The following is a 17,567-nucleotide window of genomic DNA, read 5'->3' as shown; positions in this document are numbered from 1 at the left end:
TTCGGGGCCCTGACTGCACCCCTGTTCCCTTGCGCGCGGGGCCCCTACGCGCCAGTACTTCCGTTCACTGATACGTACGTCCCGTCCCCCCAGCATTGGACCGTCTCCATGACCAGCTCCCAGAGCGAGAACGCACCTACCGGACCGGAGGCCAGAGCGGGCCGGAAGGAATGGATCGCCCTCGGCGTTCTGCTCCTGCCCGTGCTGCTCGTCTCCATGGACCTGACCGTCCTCTACTTCGCCATTCCGTCCATCAGCGAGGACCTGCGGCCGTCCGGCAGTCAGCAGCTGTGGATGATCGACATCTACGGCTTCGTGCTCGCCGGTGTCCTGCTCACCATGGGCGCGCTGGGTGACCGCATCGGGCGCCGGCGGCTTCTGCTGATCGGGGCCGTGGTCTTCGGCGCCGGTTCGCTGCTCGCCGCGTACGCCAACAGCCCCGAGATGGTGATCAGCGCACGGGCGTTCCAGGGCATCGGCGGGGCGACGCTGATGCCGTCGACGCTGGCGCTGATCCGGAACCTGTTCCGGGAGCAGACCCAGCGGCGTACCGCCATCGCGGTGTGGTCGACGGGCATGGCCGCGGGTGCGGCGCTCGGGCCCGTGGTGAGCGGGGCGCTGCTGGCCGGGTTCTGGTGGGGGTCGGTGTTCCTGATCAACGTGCCCGTGATGGTGCTGCTGCTGGTCGCGGGGCCGTTCCTGCTGCCGGAGTTCAAGGACCCCGCCGCCGGGAGGTTCGACCTGGTGAGCGCCGTGCTCTCGCTGGCCGCGATCCTGCCGGTCGTCTACGGGTTCAAGAAGATCGCCGTGGACGGCTTCACCGTGCCGTACGTCGTCGCGATCGTCGTCGGGCTCGCCTTCGTCCCCGTGTTCCTGCGCCGCCAGCGCACCAGTGCCGATCCGATGATCGACGTGTCGCTGTTCCGGAACCGGGCGTTCGGCGCCTCGGTGACCGTCAACATGCTGGCCTGCTTCACTCTCGTCGGGTACTCGCTCTTCTCCACGCAGTACATGCAGTCCGTGCTCGGGATGAGCGCCCTGAAGTCCGCGCTGTGGACGATCCCGGGGACCATCGCGGTCGGTGCGGTCGTGCCGCTCGCCACGGTGCTCGTCCGGACGATCCGCCCGGCCGTCATCATCGCCAGCGGGTTCGGGCTGGCGACCGTCGCGCTGCTGATGCTCACTCAGGTCCCGGACGAGGACGGGCTCGTGCTGATCCTGATCGGCATCATCGCCCTCGCGGTCGGCCTCACCCCGGTCCTGACCCTGGTCACCGAACTCGTCGTCGGCCAGGTGCCGCCGGAGCGCGCCGGTACCGCCTCCGCGCTGCTCCAGACGTGCCAGGAGCTGGGCGGCGCCCTCGGCGTCGCCGTCCTCGGTTCCATCGGCGCCACCGCCTACCGCAACAGCTCCGCGCTGGACGACCCCGCCGGGGTGCCGGCGGGCGCGCTGGACGCGGCGCGCGAGACGATCGGCGGCGCGCTCGCGGCGGCGGCCCGGCTGCCCGGCGAGGCGGGCGGGAACCTCGTCGACGCGGCCCGGTCCGCCTTCACCACCGAGGTGCACGCGGCGTCCGTGGCCGGCGCGGTCGTGATGGCCGGGGCGGCCGTCGTGGCGCTCGTCGGGCTGCGTTCCGTGCAGCAGGACCACGCGAAGGCGGCCGAGCCGGCCGAGGGGGAGGGGGCCGGCGCCCCGTCCTCGAAGGCGGGTGCGCAGGAGCCGGGCACCGGGCTCGCATAACGCTGTTCCCGCGCGGGCCCGGTGTGTAACGCCTACCCGCGCAGGGCTCGCGTAAGGCCGTTCCCGCGCGGGTCCGGCAGGTAACACCCACCCCCTCAGGGGGCCGAAAGCAGCCGTCCAGGAGCGCGTCCCCCGTTGCTCCTGGGCGGCTTCGCCATGCCCGCGGGCCTGGGGGAACGGCCCAGGGGTGGGGGGTCTTCGTAAGGGTCCGGCTGGGGTCGGTTCTGGGGTCCGGTGGCCGATTCCCGTCCCTAGCATCGGCATCGTGTTCGAGCAGACGCTCGGACTGCCGGGCACCAGGCTGGAGGAATATCCGCATGTCCCTGCTGGCAACCGATTCTGCCGAGGCGGCACGGTTCCGCGCCTACGGGCCACGGCAGCTCGACGAGATCGCCGACCGCCACGGCCTGCCCGCCGGCATACGGGAAACCGTCCGGCTCGTGTCGATGGTGCTGCCCTTCCGGGTCAACGAGTACGTCCTGTCGCAGCTGATCGACTGGGACCGCATCCCCGACGACCCGATGTTCCAGCTCGTCTTCCCGCAGAAGGGGATGCTGAGCGAGCAGAACGAACGCGATCTGGCCAAGCTCTCCGCGGATCCCTCCGGCAAGGTCGCCCTGCGCGCGCTGGTGCAGCAGATACGCGGCCGGCTCAACCCGCACCCCTCCGGGCAGAAGGAACTCAACGTCCCCACCCGCGACGGCGTCGAACTCCCCGGGCTCCAGCACAAGTACCGCGAGACGGTGCTGTACTTCCCGAGCCAGGGCCAGACCTGCCACTCGTACTGCACGTACTGCTTCCGCTGGGCGCAGTTCGTCGGCGACAGCGAACTGCGGTTCGCCGCGCCCGACCCGCGCGGCCTCATCTCGTACCTGGAGACGCACCCCGACGCGGGCGATGTGCTCGTCACCGGCGGCGACCCCATGGTGATGTCCACCGCGCGGCTGCGCAGCCATCTGGAGCCGCTGCTGTCGCTGGAGAGCGTGCGGACGATCCGGATCGGGACGAAGTCCGTGGCGTACTGGCCCCAGCGCTACGTCACCGACCCGGACGCCGACGACGTGCTGCGGCTGTTCGAGGAGGTCGTCGCGACCGGCCGGAACCTCGCCGTGATGGCGCACTTCAGCCACCCGCGCGAGCTGGAGACCGACCTCGCGCGGCGTGCCATCGCCCGCATCCGGTCCACGGGTGCGCTGGTCTACTGCCAGGCGCCGCTGATCGCCAGGGTGAACGACGACGCGGACGTGTGGGCGCGGATGTGGCGGGCCGAACTGGCCGTCGGCGCCGTGCCGTACTACATGTTCGTGGAGCGCGACACCGGCCCGTACGACTACTTCCGGGTGCCGCTCGCGCGGGCGGCGGAGATCTACCGGGACGCCTACGCGACGCTGCCGGGCCTGGCCCGTACGGTGCGCGGACCGGTGATGTCCGCGACGCCCGGCAAGGTGGCCGTCGACGGGGTCGTGGAGAAGGCCGAGGGGCTGTTCTTCCAGCTGCGCATGATGCAGGCGCGCGACCCGAAGCTCGTCGGGCGCCCCTTCCTCGCGCACTACGACGCCGACGCGGCGTGGCTGGACGAACTGCGCCTGGACCACTCGGTGCCCGCCGACATCGCCCGTGCGATCGCCGGACCCGCCCGGCCGCAGGAGCCCGAGCTGTTCGGCAGTCGCACGGCCGCGGCAGGGGTAGGGAGCCAGGTATGACTTCCATGGGCATGTCACCGAATCTCGCACTCAACCAGCTCGTCGCCGAACGGCAGGCGGCCGGCGAACGGCTCGTCCACCTCGGCTTCGGCGAATCGCGGCTGCCCGCCTTCGGGCCGCTCGTGGAGCGCCTCGTCGCGGGGGCGCGGCGCAACGCCTACGGCCCGGTGGCCGGTTCGGCCGGTGTACGGGAGGCCGTCGCCGGGTACTTCGGGCGCCGCCGCCTGCCCACCGCACCGGAGCAGATCGTGGTCGCCCCGGGCAGCAAACCGCTGCTCATGGCGGTCGGCCACACGGTCCCCGGCGATGTGCTGATTCCGCGTCCGGCGTGGAACACCTACGCCCCGCAGGCCCGGCTGGCCGGCAAGCGGCCGATCGCCGTGCCGATCCCCGAGGAGTGCGGCGGGGTGCCCGACCCGGCCGTGCTGCGCGAGCACATCCGGGCCGCGCGCGCCGAGGGCCGCGACCCGCGCCTCATGATCCTGACGCTGCCGGACAACCCGACCGGCACCCTCGCCTCGCAGGCGATGATCCGCGAACTGTGCGCCATCGCCGAGGAGGAGGACCTGCTCATCGTCTCGGACGAGATCTACCGGGACGTCATGCACGACCCGGAGGCGGACTACCTCAGCCCCGCCGAGGTGGCCCCGGCCCGCACCGTCGTCTGCACCGGGCTCAGCAAGTCGCTCGCCGTGGGCGGCTGGCGCATCGGGGCGGCCCGCTTCCCCGAGGGCCCGTGGGGCGAGTCGATACGCGCCGGGGTCCTCTCGGTGGCCAGTGAGGTCTGGTCGACGCTGGCGGGCCCGATGCAGGAGGCCGCCGAGTACGCCTTCGCGGAGCCGGAGGAGATCCGGGAGCGGCTGCGGGTCAGCGCCAGGCTGCACGGGGCCGTCGCCCGGGAGGTCCACCGCATCGCCGTCGGCGCCGGCGCGCGCTGCCGGCCGCCGACCGGGGCGTTCTACGTCTACCCGGACTTCGAGCCGCTGCGCGAGGAGCTGGGCAAGCACGAGGTGACCGACTCGGCGTCGCTGGCCCGGCGGATGCTGGATCTGGGCACCGTGGTCCTGGCGGGGCACCTCCTCGGGGACGAGCCGGGGGCCCTGCGCTTCAAGTGCGCGACCAGCATGCTCTACGGCGACAACGCCGAGGAGCAGGAAATGTCACTGGCCGCCGAGAATCCGCTCGAACTGCCCCATGTGCGGTCCGTGCTCGACCGGGTGGAGGAAAGCTTCCAGCGGATTCAGTGAACAGCTGAGAAAGGCTTCCGCTGTCTCTTGTGAACCCCGGTGAACGAGATCGGCCCGACTCGGATGCGAAATCCTTGTCGGGCCGGGCGGTGGGTCCGCTTTCTCACGCAGCGGATTCCGTTTTGGTTATCAGGGTGTTCCAGAGGATGTCCGGGCTGGCGAAATTCTCCAGCTTCAGGGCGTCGTCCAGGAAGCGTACGGAGTAGGCGCTCTCCAGTGCGGCGAGCAGCTCGATCGTGCCCATGGAGTCCAGGCCGAGGTCCTTGAGCGGGGAATCGTCGGACAGTTTCTCGTCCGGGTCGAGGTAGGGCAGGAACGGGCGGACGACGGCCTCGAAGGCTTCGTCCCAGGTGTGATTCGTGAGTTCTGGCATACGGGAAATGATGGGGGCGTCCGTCGGCGGCTGTCAACGCGTCACGGAAATGTCCCGGGAAAGTGCCGGGAGTGCTCCGGGAGCGTTCCGGGAAATGAGGAGCTGAAATGGAATCAACGGCGTCGAAGGCGCTGCACGCGCGTTTCCTGCGGGGCCTGGAGAAATCCCCGGCGGGAATCGCCGTCCGCGTGGGCGGGGACACCGTCGACTACGCGACGGCCCATGCGACGGCCCTGGCCTGGGCCGGTGCCCTGCTGGCCGCCCCCGGAGGGCCCCCCAAGGCCATCGGGATCCTGACCGGCCGCGGCATCACCGCGTACGTCGGCATCCTGGCCAGCCTGTACGCGGGCCTGCCGGCGGTCCCGGTCCCGGCCGACTTCCCCGTCGGCAAGATCGCCTCGATGCTCGGCGCGGCCGAGGTCTCCGCCCTGGTCGTCGACGAGGAGGGCGCGGCCCTGCTCGCCGGCGGTACGGGTGCGGAGCTGGGCGGCCTGCCGGTGCTGGCGCCCCACCTGGACGCGGCCGGGGCCAAGGCGCTCGCGGAGGCCGCCGGGCTGCCGGTGCTGGCGGCGGGCCCGGACACCGCGCTCGCCGCGCCCCGGGACGCGGCGCCCGAGGACGTGGCGTACGTCCTGTTCACCTCCGGTTCCACCGGGCGTCCCAAGGGGGTCCGGCTCACCCACGGCAACATGGCGCACTACTTCGCGCTGATGGACGCCTGGTACGACTTCTCCGCCGACGACGTCTTCTCGCAGGCCGCCGGGCTCAACTGGGACTCCGCGGTGTCGGACCTGTGGTGCGCCTGGGCGGCCGGGGCGCCGCTGGTGTCGGTGCCGGCGCACGCGTACCGCGATCTGCCCGGGTTCGTCGCGGAGCACGGGATCACCGTGTGGTTCTCGGCGCCGAGCGTGATCTCGCTGTCCCGGCGCACCGGACGGCTGCTGCCCGGCTCGATGCCCACGCTGCGCTGGACGTACTTCGGCGGCGAGGCCCTGCAGTTCGAGGACACCGACTCCTGGCAGCGGGCCGCGCCCGGCTCCGCGGTGATCAACGTCTACGGGCCGACCGAGATGACCATCACCACGCACCGCCACCGCTGGTCGCCCGAGGAGTCGACCCGGCTCGGCGTCAACGGCGTCGTCCCGCTGGGCCTGCTCCACGCGGGCCACGCGGAACTGCTGCTCGACGAGCGGGGCGAGGAGGCGGCGGACGAGGGCGAACTCTGGCTCGCGGGACCGCAGCTGTCGGCCGGCTACCTCGACGAGGAGGACGGGCGCGGCAAGTACCTGGAGCGGGACGGGCTGCGCTGGTACCGGACGGGGGACCGGGTCCGCCGGCTCGCCGACGGGCAGCTGGTCTACCTCGGCCGGATGGACTCGCAGGTGCAGGTGCAGGGCTACCGCGTCGAACTGGCGGAGGTGGAACACGCGATGCGCGCGGCGTGCCCGGTGACGGGGGCGGTCGTGGTCGGCGTGCCGGTGGCCAACAGCACCGAGCTGGTCGCGTACTACCTCGGTGAGCGGCGGGCCCCGAGGGACTTCCACCGGGACCTGTCGGCCGTCCTGCCGCCGCAGCTGATCCCGCGCCACTACCACCGGCTGGACGAGTTCCCCCTCAACACCAACAAGAAGACCGACCGGCTGGCGCTCACCGCGCTCGCGACGGAGCGGCACGGCACGAAGGCGCCGGAGCCGGCGCGCGCGGCCTGAGCCCCGAGCGGCGGTGACGCCCGCGCCGCGGGCCCGGCCGCGTCACCCAGGGCCCGTACGGCCCCACAGACCCCACAGGCATCACCCTCACCACCTTCACCACCGTCCTCAGGAGGACAGTCAGTCATGTTCACGAGACCCCGGTCGTCGCGTAAGACGGCCCGCAGGTTCACCCTGTTCGCCGCCGCGGCGTTGGCGACCACGCTCGGTATGGCCCCCTCCAACGCGTGCGCGGCGCAGGTCGACTGGTCGACCGGCGGCCACGACCTGGCCAACAGCCGTTCCGCCTCGGCGGAGCACAAGATCACCAAGGACAACGCGAGCCGGCTGAAGGCCAAGTGGACGTACGCCACGCACGGCGACGTGTCGGCGACCCCGGCGGTGGTGGGCGGGGCGGTGTACTTCCCCGACTGGGGCGGCTACCTGCACAAGATCAACGCGAAGACCGGCAAGGAGATCTGGTCGCACAAGGTCTCCGAGTACACCGGTGACGCGGCGTCCGTCTCCCGGTCGAGCCCGACCGTTGTGGGCGGCAAGGTCTACATAGCCGACTGGACCAAGGCCGTCCTGATGGCCGTGGACGCGAAGACCGGCAACAAGATCTGGACCAGCGAGATCGACACGCAGTACAAGGCCGTGCTGACGCAGTCGCCGGTCGTCCACGACGGCGTCATCTACCAGGGCGTCTCCTCGCGCGAGTCCGAGGGCGCCTACGACCCCTCGTACCCCTGCTGCACCTTCCGGGGCAGCGTGAACGCCGTGTCGGCGAAGACCGGCAAGGTGCTGTGGCGGCAGTTCACCACCCCGGACAACGGCGGGAAGACCGGCGGCTACAGCGGTGTCGCCGTGTGGGGCACCCCGGCCCTGGACCCGTCGACCCACACGGTGTACTTCACCACCGGCAACAACTACACCGTGCCGAAGGAGGTCTCCGACTGCCAGACGGCCGGCGGCACCCCCGCGCAGTGCTACCAGGAGGACAACTACGTCGACACGGTCCTGGCCCTGGACATGACCACGGGCCGGATCAAGTGGCACACCGGCGCCAAGCGGTTCGACGCCTGGAACACCGGCTGCCTGCCGGGGCTCCCGCCGAACAACTGCCCGCCGAACCCTGGCTACGACTACGACTTCGGTGACGGCGCCCACCTGTTCACCATCAAGGACGCCAAGGGCCGTGCCCGCAAGGTGATCGGCGCCGGTGAGAAGAGCGGCGAGTACTGGCTGATGGACGCCGCCAACGGCGAGGTCGTCTGGAGCGCGGCGGCCGGTCCCGGCGGACACGTCGGCGGCATCGAGTGGGGCACCGCCAACGACGACAAGCGGATCTACATCGCCGAGGCCAACTTCAACAAGCTGGACTACCCGATGGCCGACGGAACCGTCACCAACCGCAGCTCGTTCGCCGCGCTCGACCCGCAGACCGGCAAGATCATCTGGCAGGTCGCGGACCGCACCGACGGCTTCGCCTGGGGCGCCCTGACCGCCGCCAACGGCGTCGTCTTCGGCGGCTCCACCAGCGGCCACATGTACGCGTTCGACGCGGCCACGGGCGCGTACCTGTGGGAGTTCACCGCGCCGTACTCCTCCAACGCGGGCCCGGCCGTCGTCGACGGCACGGTCTACTGGGGCAACGGCTACGCCCGGTTCGCCGACGGCGCCGGCACCACCGGCAGCAGCACCGAGGGCACGTTCTACGCCTTCACGGTGGACGGCAAGTAAGCGCTACGACGGAAGGGGCCGGTGCCTTCGTGGCACCGGCCCCTTCCGCGTCCGTACGGCCCTCAGGCCGCCACCGGCATCCGGCGCCGAGCCGGCTGCATCGCCGAGCGGGGGGTCACCGGCATCACCCGGAAGTTCCGCGTGGTGCACGCGACCCGGGTGAACAGCCCGTCCGCCCCGGACACACAGAGCCGGCCCACGCCCGCCGCCTTCAGGGACGCCACCACGTCCGGCCAGCGCACCGTGCGCACGAAGCCGTCGAGCAGCATCTCCCGCACGCCCGCGCCCGTCGTCACCGTACGGCCGTCCTGGTCCGCGATCACCGGAAGCCGCGGGTCCGACCAGGTCAGCCCCGCGAAGATCTCCTCGTCGACCCGGTCGCGCAGCCCGTCGAAGAGGTACGAGTGCATCGGCGGCTTCATCGTGTACATCGCCATCCCGCCGAGCGAGCGGATACGGCGCTGGAGCCAGTCCAGGACCGACTCGTGGACGGTGAGCATCGTGAAGTCGTGGTCGACGACGCAGGCGATGTCGCTCCACTCGCCGCGCTCCTCCAGCTCCCGGCGCAGCTCCTGAACCCCCTCCTGCGGCACCCGGGCCATCGACTGAGTGACCAGGGCGGGGTGCTCCCGGGCGAAGTAGTCGTCCACCGTCTCCGCCAGCCGGGCCGTCATCGTCACGGCGTCGGCGAAGTCCAGGACCCCGGAGTACACGGCGGCGGCGCGGGCACCGAAGCTCGGCCCGGTCACATGGGACGGGTCGACCTCCAGCCGCTCACCGGCCCAGCGCGCCAGGGCCAGGCAGTTCACCACGAAGGAGATCTGCCCGTAGAGCGAGTAGTCGCCCTCGGTCTCCTGATAGCGGTCGGCCAGCCGGTAGCCGAGGGTGTCGTCGGCGAGCGCGTACAGCTCGCGTGCGTACGGGTTGACCAGCATGAACCGGGAGACCTCGGAGAAGGCCGTCGGCTGCATCCCGGGGAAGACGATCGCCGTCCGCGTCGCCTCTGCGGGTTCGGTGTGAGTGTCCATGGGCCGAGCGTCACCCGTACCCCCTCCCTCGGTGCACCCCTGCCGCCCCCTGACTCCGGAGCGTGCGCCGGGGCGCGCAAGCGAACCGCAAGGGCGGTTGCGGAGGATCGGCGGGAACGAGGGCCGCACATCCACGGGCCCGCAGACGCGAGGGGATGCCGCGGATGTCAGAGTCACGCTTCGCCACCTTCACCGAACTGCTCCGCGCCCGGACGGCCGAACTCGCCGACGAGGACGTGCATGTCTTCCTCCGTGACACCGCGGACGGTCCGGTGGCCGAGCACCTCACCTACGGAGAGCTGGACCGGGAGGCGAGACGCATCGCCGCCTGCCTCCAGAGCTACGGCGTGGCCGAACAGCCCGTGCTGCTCGCCTACTCCTCGACCGTGGAGTTCCTCAAGGGCTTCGCGGGCTGCCTGTACGCGGGAGCCGTGGCCGTCCCCGTACCGCTGCCCGGCGAGGCCGGCCGCGACAAGCGGCTCAACCGGACCACCGCCGTGCTCAAGGACACCGGGGCCGCGATCGTCCTCACCGAGACCGACGCCGCGCCCGAGGTCGCGCTCTGGCTCGCCCGCAACACCCGCTCCACCGCCGAGTGCCTGGTCACCGACGTGCCCGGGATCGGCGACCCGGAGGTCTGGCGGCCGGTCGCGGCCCGCGCGGACGACCTGGTCTTCCTCCAGTACACCTCCGGCTCGGTCTCCGAACCGCGCGGCGTGACGGTCTCGCACCGCAACCTCCTCGCCAACCAGGCCAGCCTGAAGAAGCTGCTGCACACCACCCGCGAGGACGTCTTCGGCAGCTGGCTGCCCTACTTCCACGACATGGGCCTGGTCGCGCACCTGCTGCACCCCGTGTACCTCGGCAGCCACAGCGTCCAGGTCACCCCGCTCTCCTTCGTGAAGCGCCCGCTGCGCTGGCTCCAGGCCATCGACGAGTACGGCGTCACCGTCGGCGGCGGCCCCAACTTCTGCTACGACCTGTGCGTCCACCGGGTCAAGGACGAGCAGATCGCCGCGCTCGACCTCTCCCGCTGGCGGCTCGCCCTCAACGGCGCCGAGCCCGTGCGCGCCGAGAGCCTCGACGCCTTCGCGGAGCGGTTCGCGCCCGCCGGGTTCCGGCCGGAGGCGCTGCGCCCCTGCTACGGGCTCGCGGAGGCCACGCTCGTCGTCTCCGGCGGCGAGCCCGGCACCCCTTACGTCCGCCGCGAGTTCGACCGGGCGGAGCTGGAGCAGGACCGGGCCGAGGCGGCGGGTGCGGAGTCCCGCGGGCGGACCCTCGTCGGCTGCGGCGTGCCCGTGGACGCCGACGTACGGATCGTGGACCCGCTGACCCACCACGAGATGCCGCCAGGCGCGGTCGGCGAGATCTGGATACGCGGCTACGGCGTCGCCCGCGGCTACTGGCGCCGGCCCACCGAGACCGTGCGGACCTTCCGCGCGAGCCTCAACGACGAGGAGAGCAACTTCCTGCGCACCGGAGACCTCGGCGTGCTGGTCGACGGGGAGCTGTTCGTCACCGGGCGGCTCAAGGAAGTCATCATCATCAACGGCCGCAACGTCTACCCGCAGGACGTCGAGTGGGCCGCCCGGACCGTCAGCCCCGCGCTGACCTTCGGCGCCGGAGCCGCGTTCTCCGTGGACGCCGGCCGGGAGCACCTGGTCCTCGTCCAGGAGGTGCGCGGCGTCGCGAACAGTGCCGAACTGCGCACGGTCGCCCAGAAGATCCAGGCCCTGATCGGCCAGGAATTCGAGATCCCGGCCGGCAACGTCCTGCTGGTGCGCCCGGGTGCCGTCCGCCGCACCAGCAGCGGCAAGGTCCAGCGCACCCTGATGCGGACGCTGTTCCTCGACGGTGTGGTGCGCGGCGAGTACGAGGTGCTGACCCCGGACGTGTGGGCGCTGGCCCGCGCCGAGGACGTGCTGTTCGGAGGCGACCTGCTGCGGCCGGAGGGAGCCGACGGGGGAAGGCGGTGGTGACGGCCCTGCCCACCGAGCCTCCCCACACCCGCGAACCGGCCGCGCGGCGGCGAGAGAGCGCCGTCCGGGCCCGGGTGGCCGAGCTGGAGGACCTGTTCGGCGACCCCTCCGACCCGGCCAACCCGGCCGGGTACACCGCGCTGCTCGAAGCCGACCGGGCCGCGGTGCCGTTCGCCGCGGGGGAGGCGCTGCTCGACGAGTTCGGCATCGTCGACGAGTACGTGCCGCGCGCGCTGGGCGGGCGGCTCGACGCGATGGACACCCTGGTCCGGGTCATGCGCCCGGTGATGCGCCGGGACGTGGGCCTGGCCATCGGGCACGGCATGACGACCTTCATGGCCGCGTCCGACGTCTGGGCGACCGGCAGCGAACGGCAGCGGGAGTGGCTGGCCGGGCTGCTGCGCGCGGGCGGCCGTGCGGCCATCGCCCAGCACGAGACCGCGCACAGCAACGACTTCGTCCGCAGCCAGGTCACCGCCCGGCGCGGCCCCGGCGGCGGCTATCTGATCAGCGGCGGGAAGCCGCTCGTCAACAACCTGGAACGGGCCGGGGCGCTCGTCCTGTTCTGCCGCACCGACCCCGCCCCGGGCAGCCGAAGCCACTCCGTGCTGCTGCTGGCACCGGAGCAGCTGTCGGACGCCCACGCGGCCGTCACCGCCCGCAGGACCCCGGTCGGGCTGCGCGGCTGCCGGTTCGCCGGTGTGGAGTTCGACGACTGCCCGGTGCCCGACGGGGCGCTCCTCGGGCCGGAGGGCAGCGGGATCGAGACCGCGCTGCGCTCCTTCCAGATCAGCCGGACCGTGATCGCCGCGACCGCCGTCGCCGCCCTGGACACCAGCCTGCGCACCGCCGTCCGCATCGACCGCGAGCAGTCCGGCGGCTGGCAGGGCCGGTCCACCGACAACAGCCGCACCGGCGCGGCCCTCACCCATGCCTTCGTCAGCCTGCTGCTCTACGACGCGCTCGCCGTGGTCGCGGCCCGTGCCCTGCACCTGCTGCCCGCCGAGACGAGCGTGACCTCGGCGGCGCTCAAGTACCTGATGCCGCGCGTGCTCGGCGAGACGATGTACGACCTGTCGATCGTGCTGGGCTCCGACTTCTACACCCGCGAGGGCACCCGGGGCATCTTCCAGAAGCACGTCAGGGACGTGCCCGTGCTCAGCCTCGGCCACGCCGGGACCGTCGCCTGCCAGGCCACCGTCATCCCGCAGATGCCCCGGCTCGCCCGCCGCTCCTGGTTCATCGAGGACGAGGCACCCGCCGGGCTCTTCCGGCTGGACGGGGATCTGCCGCCGCTGCGCACCGGCCGGCTCGCCCTGGCCTGCGGGCGGGACTCGCTCAGCGCCTCGCTGCTCGCGGTCGCCGCGCGCATCGAGGGCCACGGCCCCGTGGAGCGCGCGCTGCGCACGCTCGCGGGGCTGCTCGTCGAGGAGTTCCGGGACGTGCGGGGCCGGGTGCTCCGGCTGGAGGCGGCGGGACCGGCCACCGGTGCGCAGCCCGCCAGGTTCGCCCTGATGGACCGGTACGCGCTGCTGCTCGCCGGGGCCGCCGTGCTCGGGGTCTGGGACCAGGCCCGCTACGGACCCGACCCGTTCCTCGCCGACCCGTCCTGGGCCGCCGCCGCGCTGCACCGCATCTGCGGGCGGCTCGGCACGCGCGTCGACGCCCTCCCCGCGGAGTGCGAGACACGCCTGAGGCACGAGGTCCAGCTCCGCTTCTCCACCCGGACCAGCTACGACCTCTACTCGACCCCGATCCCGGGTTGACCGAAGGAGTCCGCCATGACCATCCCCACCGGCCGGCACACCCTTGCCGCCGACACCGCGAAGGCCGACGGCGTGTACGAGTGGCTGTCGGCGCGCCTCTCGCTCTACCTGCGACGGGCGCCCGAGACCATCGACCCGTCCGTGCCGCTCGCCGAGTACGGCATGGACTCGGTGGCGGCGCTCAGCCTCTGCGGCGACCTGGAGGAGGAGTTCGGCCTGGAGGTCGAGCCGACGCTGCTGTGGGACTTCCCGACCGTCACCGGCCTCGTCCGCCATCTGACCGCCGTGCTGCCGGACACCCCGGCGGACCCGGCCGCCGCGCGGGACCAGGTCTGATGGGGGACATCGCCGTCGTCGGGATCGACTGCGCGTTCCCGGGAGCGGCGGGCGTACAGGCGTACTGGGACCTGCTGGTGGGGGGCAGGGCCGGCATCGGGCCCGTCCCCGGACAGCGCTGGGATCCACGGGACTTCCCCGCGGTCGGCGACAGCGGCGGTTTCCTCGACGACGCCGATGTCTTCGACAGCGACTTCTTCTCCGTCACACCGCGCGAGGCCGCCGCGATGGACCCGCACCAGCGGCTGCTGCTGCCCTGTGCCTGGCGGGCCCTGGAGGACGCGGGACGTGCTCCCGGCGCACTCGCGGGCTCCGGGACCGGGGTCTTCGTCGGGGTGATGGGCGGCGAGTGGGGGCGGCTGACCATGAGCGACCTCGCCCAGGTCACCCCGCTGCTCGGGTCGGGCAGCAGCGCGGGCATGGCCGCCAACCGGATCTCGTACCACTTCGACTTCACCGGCCCGAGCCTCGCCGTCGACACCTCCTGCTCGTCCTCGCTGGTCGCCGTCCACCTGGCCGCCAACTCGCTGCTCGCCGGGGAGTGCGACACCGCGCTGGCCGGCGGGGTCAACGTTGTGCTCTCGCCCTCGCTGGGCCTCGTCTACGGGCAGCTCGGGCTGGCCGCGGCCGACGGGCGCTGCAAGCCGTTCAGCGCCGACGCGGACGGCATCGGCCGCAGCGACGGCGTCGGCCTGGTCGTGCTGCGCCGGCTGGAGGACGCGCTCGCCGAGGGCGCCCGCATCTACGCCGTGCTGCGCGGCAGCGCGGTCAACCAGGACGGCCGCAGCAACGGGATGATCGCCCCGAACCGCTGGTCCCAGGAGCGCGTCCTGAACGCGGCGTACCGGCGCGCCGGGGTCGCCCCCGCCGAGGTCGCGTTCGTGGAGGCGCATGGCACCGGGACCGTGCTCGGGGACGCCATCGAGTGCGCGGCCCTCGGCTCGGTGCACGGCGTCCCGCGCGAGACTCCCTGCGCGATCGGCTCGGTCAAGGGCAACCTGGGCCACACCGAGGGCGCGGCCGGGATCGCCGGGTTCATCAAGACCGCGCTGGCCCTGCACCACCGCATCGTCCCCGCCAGCCTCTTCGCGGAACGCGAGAACTCCCGGCTGCGGCTGGGCGAGCGCGGCCTGCGGCTCCTGAAGTCCCCGGCCCGGCTGCCGCGCGGCGAGAGCATCGCCGGGGTCAGCAGCTTCGGCATGGGCGGTACGAACGCCCACGCCGTCCTCGCGAGCGCACCCAGGTCCCCGCGCGCCGTCCCCGCACGGGCCCGCGCGGACGCCGGTGCGGCCGGGGTGTTCACCGTCAGCGCCGATACCCCTGAGGCGCTGTGCCGCAACCTCGCCGCCCAGGCCGACGCGCTTGCCGCGCGGCCGAAGGGCGGGGCGGCGGCCCTGTGCCGGAGCAGCAACCGGGTCAAGACCGGTCTGCCGCACCGCTTCGCGCTCACCGCCCGCGACACCGGGGAACTGGTCGAAGGACTGCGCCGGGCGGTCGCGCTGCGCACCCCCGCGCCGGGTGGAGTGCGGCCCGCCGGTGACCGGCCCTGGGGCCGCCCGGTGGTCGCGTTCCTCTTCACCGGTCAGGGCAGCGAGTATCCCGCGATGACGGCCGGCCTGTACCGCGAATCCCCGCTCTACCGCAGCCATTTCGACGTGGCGGACAAGGCGCTGGCCGCGCACCTGGGCGCCTCGGTGCGCGCGGCGGTGCTCGGTGGCGAGGAGTGGACGGGGGCGCCCGAGCTGGTCCAGCCCGCTCTGTTCGCCGTGGGCTACGCCCTGGCCCGCACCCTGACGGATCTGGGCGTCACCCCGGCCGCCGTCCTCGGCCACAGCCTCGGCGAGTACGCGGCTGCCGTCACCGCCGGTGTCCTCGACCTCGACGAGGCGGCCGCCCTCGTGGCCCTGCGCGCCCGGCTCACGGCAGCGCTGCCCCCGGGCGGCGGCATGATCACCGTCGCGGCCGCCCCGGACATGCTGGCCCCGGCCCTGGCGGCGGAGCCCGAGGTGGTGGCCGCCGCGCTCAACGGGCCCGCCGAAACCGTGCTTTCGGGCCCGCTGGATGCCCTGGCCCGGGTCGGCAAGGAGATGACCGGGCTCGGTGTGCGGACCCGGGAACTGGCAGCGCCGTACGCCTTCCACTCCGCGCTGATGGCCCCGGTCGCCGCCGGACTGCGCGCCGCCCCCGTGCCCTGCGCGCCCGCCGAGCTGCCGGTGGCCTCGACCCGGTACGGCCGGATGCTGCGCGACGAGCCGATGGACGCGGGCTACTGGGCAGGCCAGGCGGAGGAGCCCGTGCTGTTCGACGCGGCGCTCGGCGCCCTGGTGCAGGACATCGCCCCGACCCATCTGATCGAGATCGGGCCGCGGCCCCAGCTCACCCGGATCGCCGCCCGCGCGGGGCGCCTGGGCGGGGCCGAACTGCTGCTTCCCGTGCCCGGCCCCGAGGGCACCGGCCGGGACCTCGCGGAGACGGTCGCCGCCCTCTACCGCTGCGGACTCGACCCGGAGTGGGAGGAGTTGTACGCGCCGGAAAACCGGGTCCCCGAGGCGCTCGACCCGTATGTCTTCTCGTTCGCCCAGCGCTACTGGGACCGGCCACCGGCCACGGTCGGGCCGTCGGCCGAACGGCGGCCCGAGGCGCCACCGCAGCCCGTTGTTTCACGTGAAACAGAGAGTGACGGAACCGGCGGTGACGATCCCGTGCTGGTCGCCGTCGTCGAAGCCGTCACCGAGGTCGGCGGCTACCCCGTGGAGCGCGTGGTGCGCGAGGCCCGCTTCCACGAGGACCTGGGCTTCGACTCGGTGATGATCATGCAGCTCAAGAACCGGGTCGAGGCCCGGCTCCCGAGAGTCGGTGAGGTATCCGTGCAGCAGATGCTGCCCGCACTGCGCTCGGTCGGTTCGCTGGCCGAGTTCCTGGACGGCGTGATCATGGCGAGGTCGGCATGACCGACGTCCATATCGCCGCGACCGGCACGGCGTTGCCGGGCGACCCGGTCGACAACACCACGCTGGCCACGATGCTCGGCGCCAGCAAGGAGTGGATCGACCTCTTCGTCGGCACCCGGACCCGCTACTTCGGCTGGGACCCGGCCACCGGGAAGGTGCACGGCTCGCTGGCCGACCTGTGCGCCGAGGCCGCGGCCCAGGCCGTACGGGCTTCGGGGCTCGGCCTCGCGGACATCGAGTTCCTGGTGCTCGCGACCGCGACCCCGGACACCCTGCTGCCCACCACGGCCACCGAGGTCGCCGACCGGCTCGGCCTCGACCACCTGCCCGTCTACCAGATCCAGGCGGGCTGCTCCGGGGCCGTGCAGGCGCTCGACCTGGGCCGCAGCCTGATCGCGGGCGGGCGGCACGCCGGGCTCGTCATCGGCGGCGATGTCACGTACCGCTTTCTGTCGCCCCGGCAGGACGCCACGAAGATCCCCACCAACGAGCTGGTGAACTACGTCCTGTTCGGGGACGGGGCCGGCGCCGCCGTCCTCACCGCCGAGCCGGAGGGCGAGCGGATCGCCGTGCGGTCGGTGCTCAACTCCTGGACCGGACGGGGCCGGCAGCCGGGCCAGCTCCTGGACTGGTACGGCACCACCGACCGCGACTCCGACCGGCCGATGCTCGCCGAGGACTACAAGGCGATCGAGGAGCACGTACCGCCGATCGCCTCGGAGATCCTGTGGGACCTGCTCGGCGGCCTGGGCTGGAGCCTGGACGACATCGGCTTCCTGCTCCCGCCGCAGCTCTCCGAGCGGATGACCGCCCGGATCGTGGAGCGGCTGCCCGACTGCGCCGCCCGGGAGGTCTCCTGCGTCGCCGACACCGGCAACACCGGCAACGCCCTGCCGTTCCTCCAGCTCGACCGGCTGGTGCCCGAACTCGCCGAGGGCGACCGGGCGCTGGGCCTGTGCGTCGAGTCCAGCCGGTGGATCCGGGCCGGGTTCGCCCTGGAGAAGGTGTGAGGC

12 protein-coding genes are annotated in these 17,567 nt (G+C 72.7%); 10 read left to right on the top strand and 2 right to left on the bottom strand.

Features of this window, described 5'->3' with window-relative positions:
* Positions 1 to 108 precede the first annotated feature (108 nt).
* The 3 genes from EAO73_RS33155 to EAO73_RS33145 all read left to right on the top strand — a co-directional run bounded on the left by EAO73_RS33155 (position 109) and on the right by EAO73_RS33145 (position 4,690).
* Positions 109 to 1,740, top strand: a complete 1,632-nt coding sequence (locus EAO73_RS33155) for an MFS transporter (protein WP_147975161.1) — start codon at positions 109 to 111, stop codon at positions 1,738 to 1,740.
* Between the two features lie 317 nt (positions 1,741 to 2,057).
* Positions 2,058 to 3,443: a KamA family radical SAM protein gene (locus EAO73_RS33150; protein ID WP_147975160.1), complete on the top strand. Its 1,386-nt coding sequence runs from the start codon at positions 2,058 to 2,060 to the stop codon at positions 3,441 to 3,443.
* Positions 3,440 to 4,690: a pyridoxal phosphate-dependent aminotransferase gene (locus tag EAO73_RS33145; protein ID WP_147975159.1), complete on the top strand. Its 1,251-nt coding sequence runs from the start codon at positions 3,440 to 3,442 to the stop codon at positions 4,688 to 4,690. The genes EAO73_RS33150 and EAO73_RS33145 overlap by 4 nt, the downstream gene beginning before the upstream one ends.
* A gap of 103 nt (positions 4,691 to 4,793) precedes the next feature.
* On the opposite strand, the gene EAO73_RS33140 is transcribed toward EAO73_RS33145, so the two are convergent.
* A complete protein-coding gene (locus EAO73_RS33140; RefSeq protein WP_147975158.1) occupies positions 4,794 to 5,063 on the bottom strand; it encodes a phosphopantetheine-binding protein in 270 nt (89 codons plus the stop codon).
* Between the two features lie 107 nt (positions 5,064 to 5,170).
* Between EAO73_RS33140 and EAO73_RS33135 the strand changes: the two genes are divergently transcribed.
* Positions 5,171 to 6,772 (top strand): AMP-binding protein, encoded by a 1,602-nt coding sequence (locus EAO73_RS33135; protein ID WP_147975157.1) that lies wholly within the window; start codon positions 5,171 to 5,173, stop codon positions 6,770 to 6,772.
* Between the two features lie 126 nt (positions 6,773 to 6,898).
* Positions 6,899 to 8,494, top strand: coding sequence for a PQQ-binding-like beta-propeller repeat protein (locus EAO73_RS33130; protein ID WP_147975156.1), 1,596 nt, complete (start codon positions 6,899 to 6,901; stop codon positions 8,492 to 8,494).
* A 62-nt stretch (positions 8,495 to 8,556) separates the two neighbouring features.
* Here the strand turns inward: EAO73_RS33130 and EAO73_RS33125 are convergent, their stop codons facing one another.
* Entirely contained in the window at positions 8,557 to 9,522 is a 966-nt protein-coding gene (locus EAO73_RS33125; protein WP_147975155.1) for an ACP S-malonyltransferase, read from the bottom strand.
* 164 nt (positions 9,523 to 9,686) lie between these two features.
* Here EAO73_RS33125 and EAO73_RS33120 point away from each other — a divergent pair, with 164 nt between their 5' ends.
* Genes EAO73_RS33120 through EAO73_RS33100 form a run of 5 tightly spaced genes read left to right on the top strand, consistent with a single transcriptional unit; the run spans position 9,687 to position 17,564 of the window.
* On the top strand, positions 9,687 to 11,501 hold the full coding sequence (locus EAO73_RS33120) for a fatty acyl-AMP ligase (protein WP_224756549.1): 1,815 nt from the start codon (positions 9,687 to 9,689) through the stop codon (positions 11,499 to 11,501).
* Positions 11,498 to 13,267, top strand: a complete 1,770-nt coding sequence (locus EAO73_RS33115) for an acyl-CoA dehydrogenase family protein (protein ID WP_147975153.1) — start codon at positions 11,498 to 11,500, stop codon at positions 13,265 to 13,267. Before EAO73_RS33120 ends, EAO73_RS33115 begins: the two co-directional genes overlap by 4 nt.
* A gap of 15 nt (positions 13,268 to 13,282) precedes the next feature.
* Positions 13,283 to 13,603, top strand: a complete 321-nt coding sequence (locus EAO73_RS33110; protein ID WP_147975152.1) for an acyl carrier protein — start codon at positions 13,283 to 13,285, stop codon at positions 13,601 to 13,603.
* A complete protein-coding gene (locus tag EAO73_RS33105) occupies positions 13,603 to 16,554 on the top strand; it encodes a type I polyketide synthase (protein ID WP_147975151.1) in 2,952 nt (983 codons plus the stop codon). The genes EAO73_RS33110 and EAO73_RS33105 overlap by 1 nt, the downstream gene beginning before the upstream one ends.
* On the top strand, positions 16,551 to 17,564 hold the full coding sequence (locus tag EAO73_RS33100) for a 3-oxoacyl-ACP synthase III family protein (RefSeq protein ID WP_147975150.1): 1,014 nt from the start codon (positions 16,551 to 16,553) through the stop codon (positions 17,562 to 17,564). Before EAO73_RS33105 ends, EAO73_RS33100 begins: the two co-directional genes overlap by 4 nt.
* The last annotated feature ends 3 nt before the right edge of the window (positions 17,565 to 17,567 follow it).

The organism is Streptomyces sp. col6 (genome assembly GCF_008042035.1).
Taxonomy (GTDB): domain Bacteria; phylum Actinomycetota; class Actinomycetes; order Streptomycetales; family Streptomycetaceae; genus Streptomyces.
Note: the sequence above shows the minus strand (reverse complement) of the source record. Positions and strands in the feature narration are given on the sequence as shown.

Bases quoted from the DNA above. Each gene is read 5' to 3' on its own strand.
- EAO73_RS33155 (WP_147975161.1), top strand. From the start codon at position 109: ATGACCAGCTCCCAGAGCGAGAACGCACCTACCGGACCGGAGGCCAGA.
- EAO73_RS33150 (WP_147975160.1), top strand. From the start codon at position 2,058: ATGTCCCTGCTGGCAACCGATTCTGCCGAGGCGGCACGGTTCCGCGCC.
- EAO73_RS33145 (WP_147975159.1), top strand. From the start codon at position 3,440: ATGACTTCCATGGGCATGTCACCGAATCTCGCACTCAACCAGCTCGTC.
- EAO73_RS33140 (WP_147975158.1), bottom strand. From the start codon at position 5,063: ATGCCAGAACTCACGAATCACACCTGGGACGAAGCCTTCGAGGCCGTC.
- EAO73_RS33135 (WP_147975157.1), top strand. From the start codon at position 5,171: ATGGAATCAACGGCGTCGAAGGCGCTGCACGCGCGTTTCCTGCGGGGC.
- EAO73_RS33130 (WP_147975156.1), top strand. From the start codon at position 6,899: ATGTTCACGAGACCCCGGTCGTCGCGTAAGACGGCCCGCAGGTTCACC.
- EAO73_RS33125 (WP_147975155.1), bottom strand. From the start codon at position 9,522: ATGGACACTCACACCGAACCCGCAGAGGCGACGCGGACGGCGATCGTC.
- EAO73_RS33120 (WP_224756549.1), top strand. From the start codon at position 9,687: ATGTCAGAGTCACGCTTCGCCACCTTCACCGAACTGCTCCGCGCCCGG.
- EAO73_RS33110 (WP_147975152.1), top strand. From the start codon at position 13,283: ATGACCATCCCCACCGGCCGGCACACCCTTGCCGCCGACACCGCGAAG.
- EAO73_RS33105 (WP_147975151.1), top strand. From the start codon at position 13,603: ATGGGGGACATCGCCGTCGTCGGGATCGACTGCGCGTTCCCGGGAGCG.
- EAO73_RS33100 (WP_147975150.1), top strand. From the start codon at position 16,551: ATGACCGACGTCCATATCGCCGCGACCGGCACGGCGTTGCCGGGCGAC.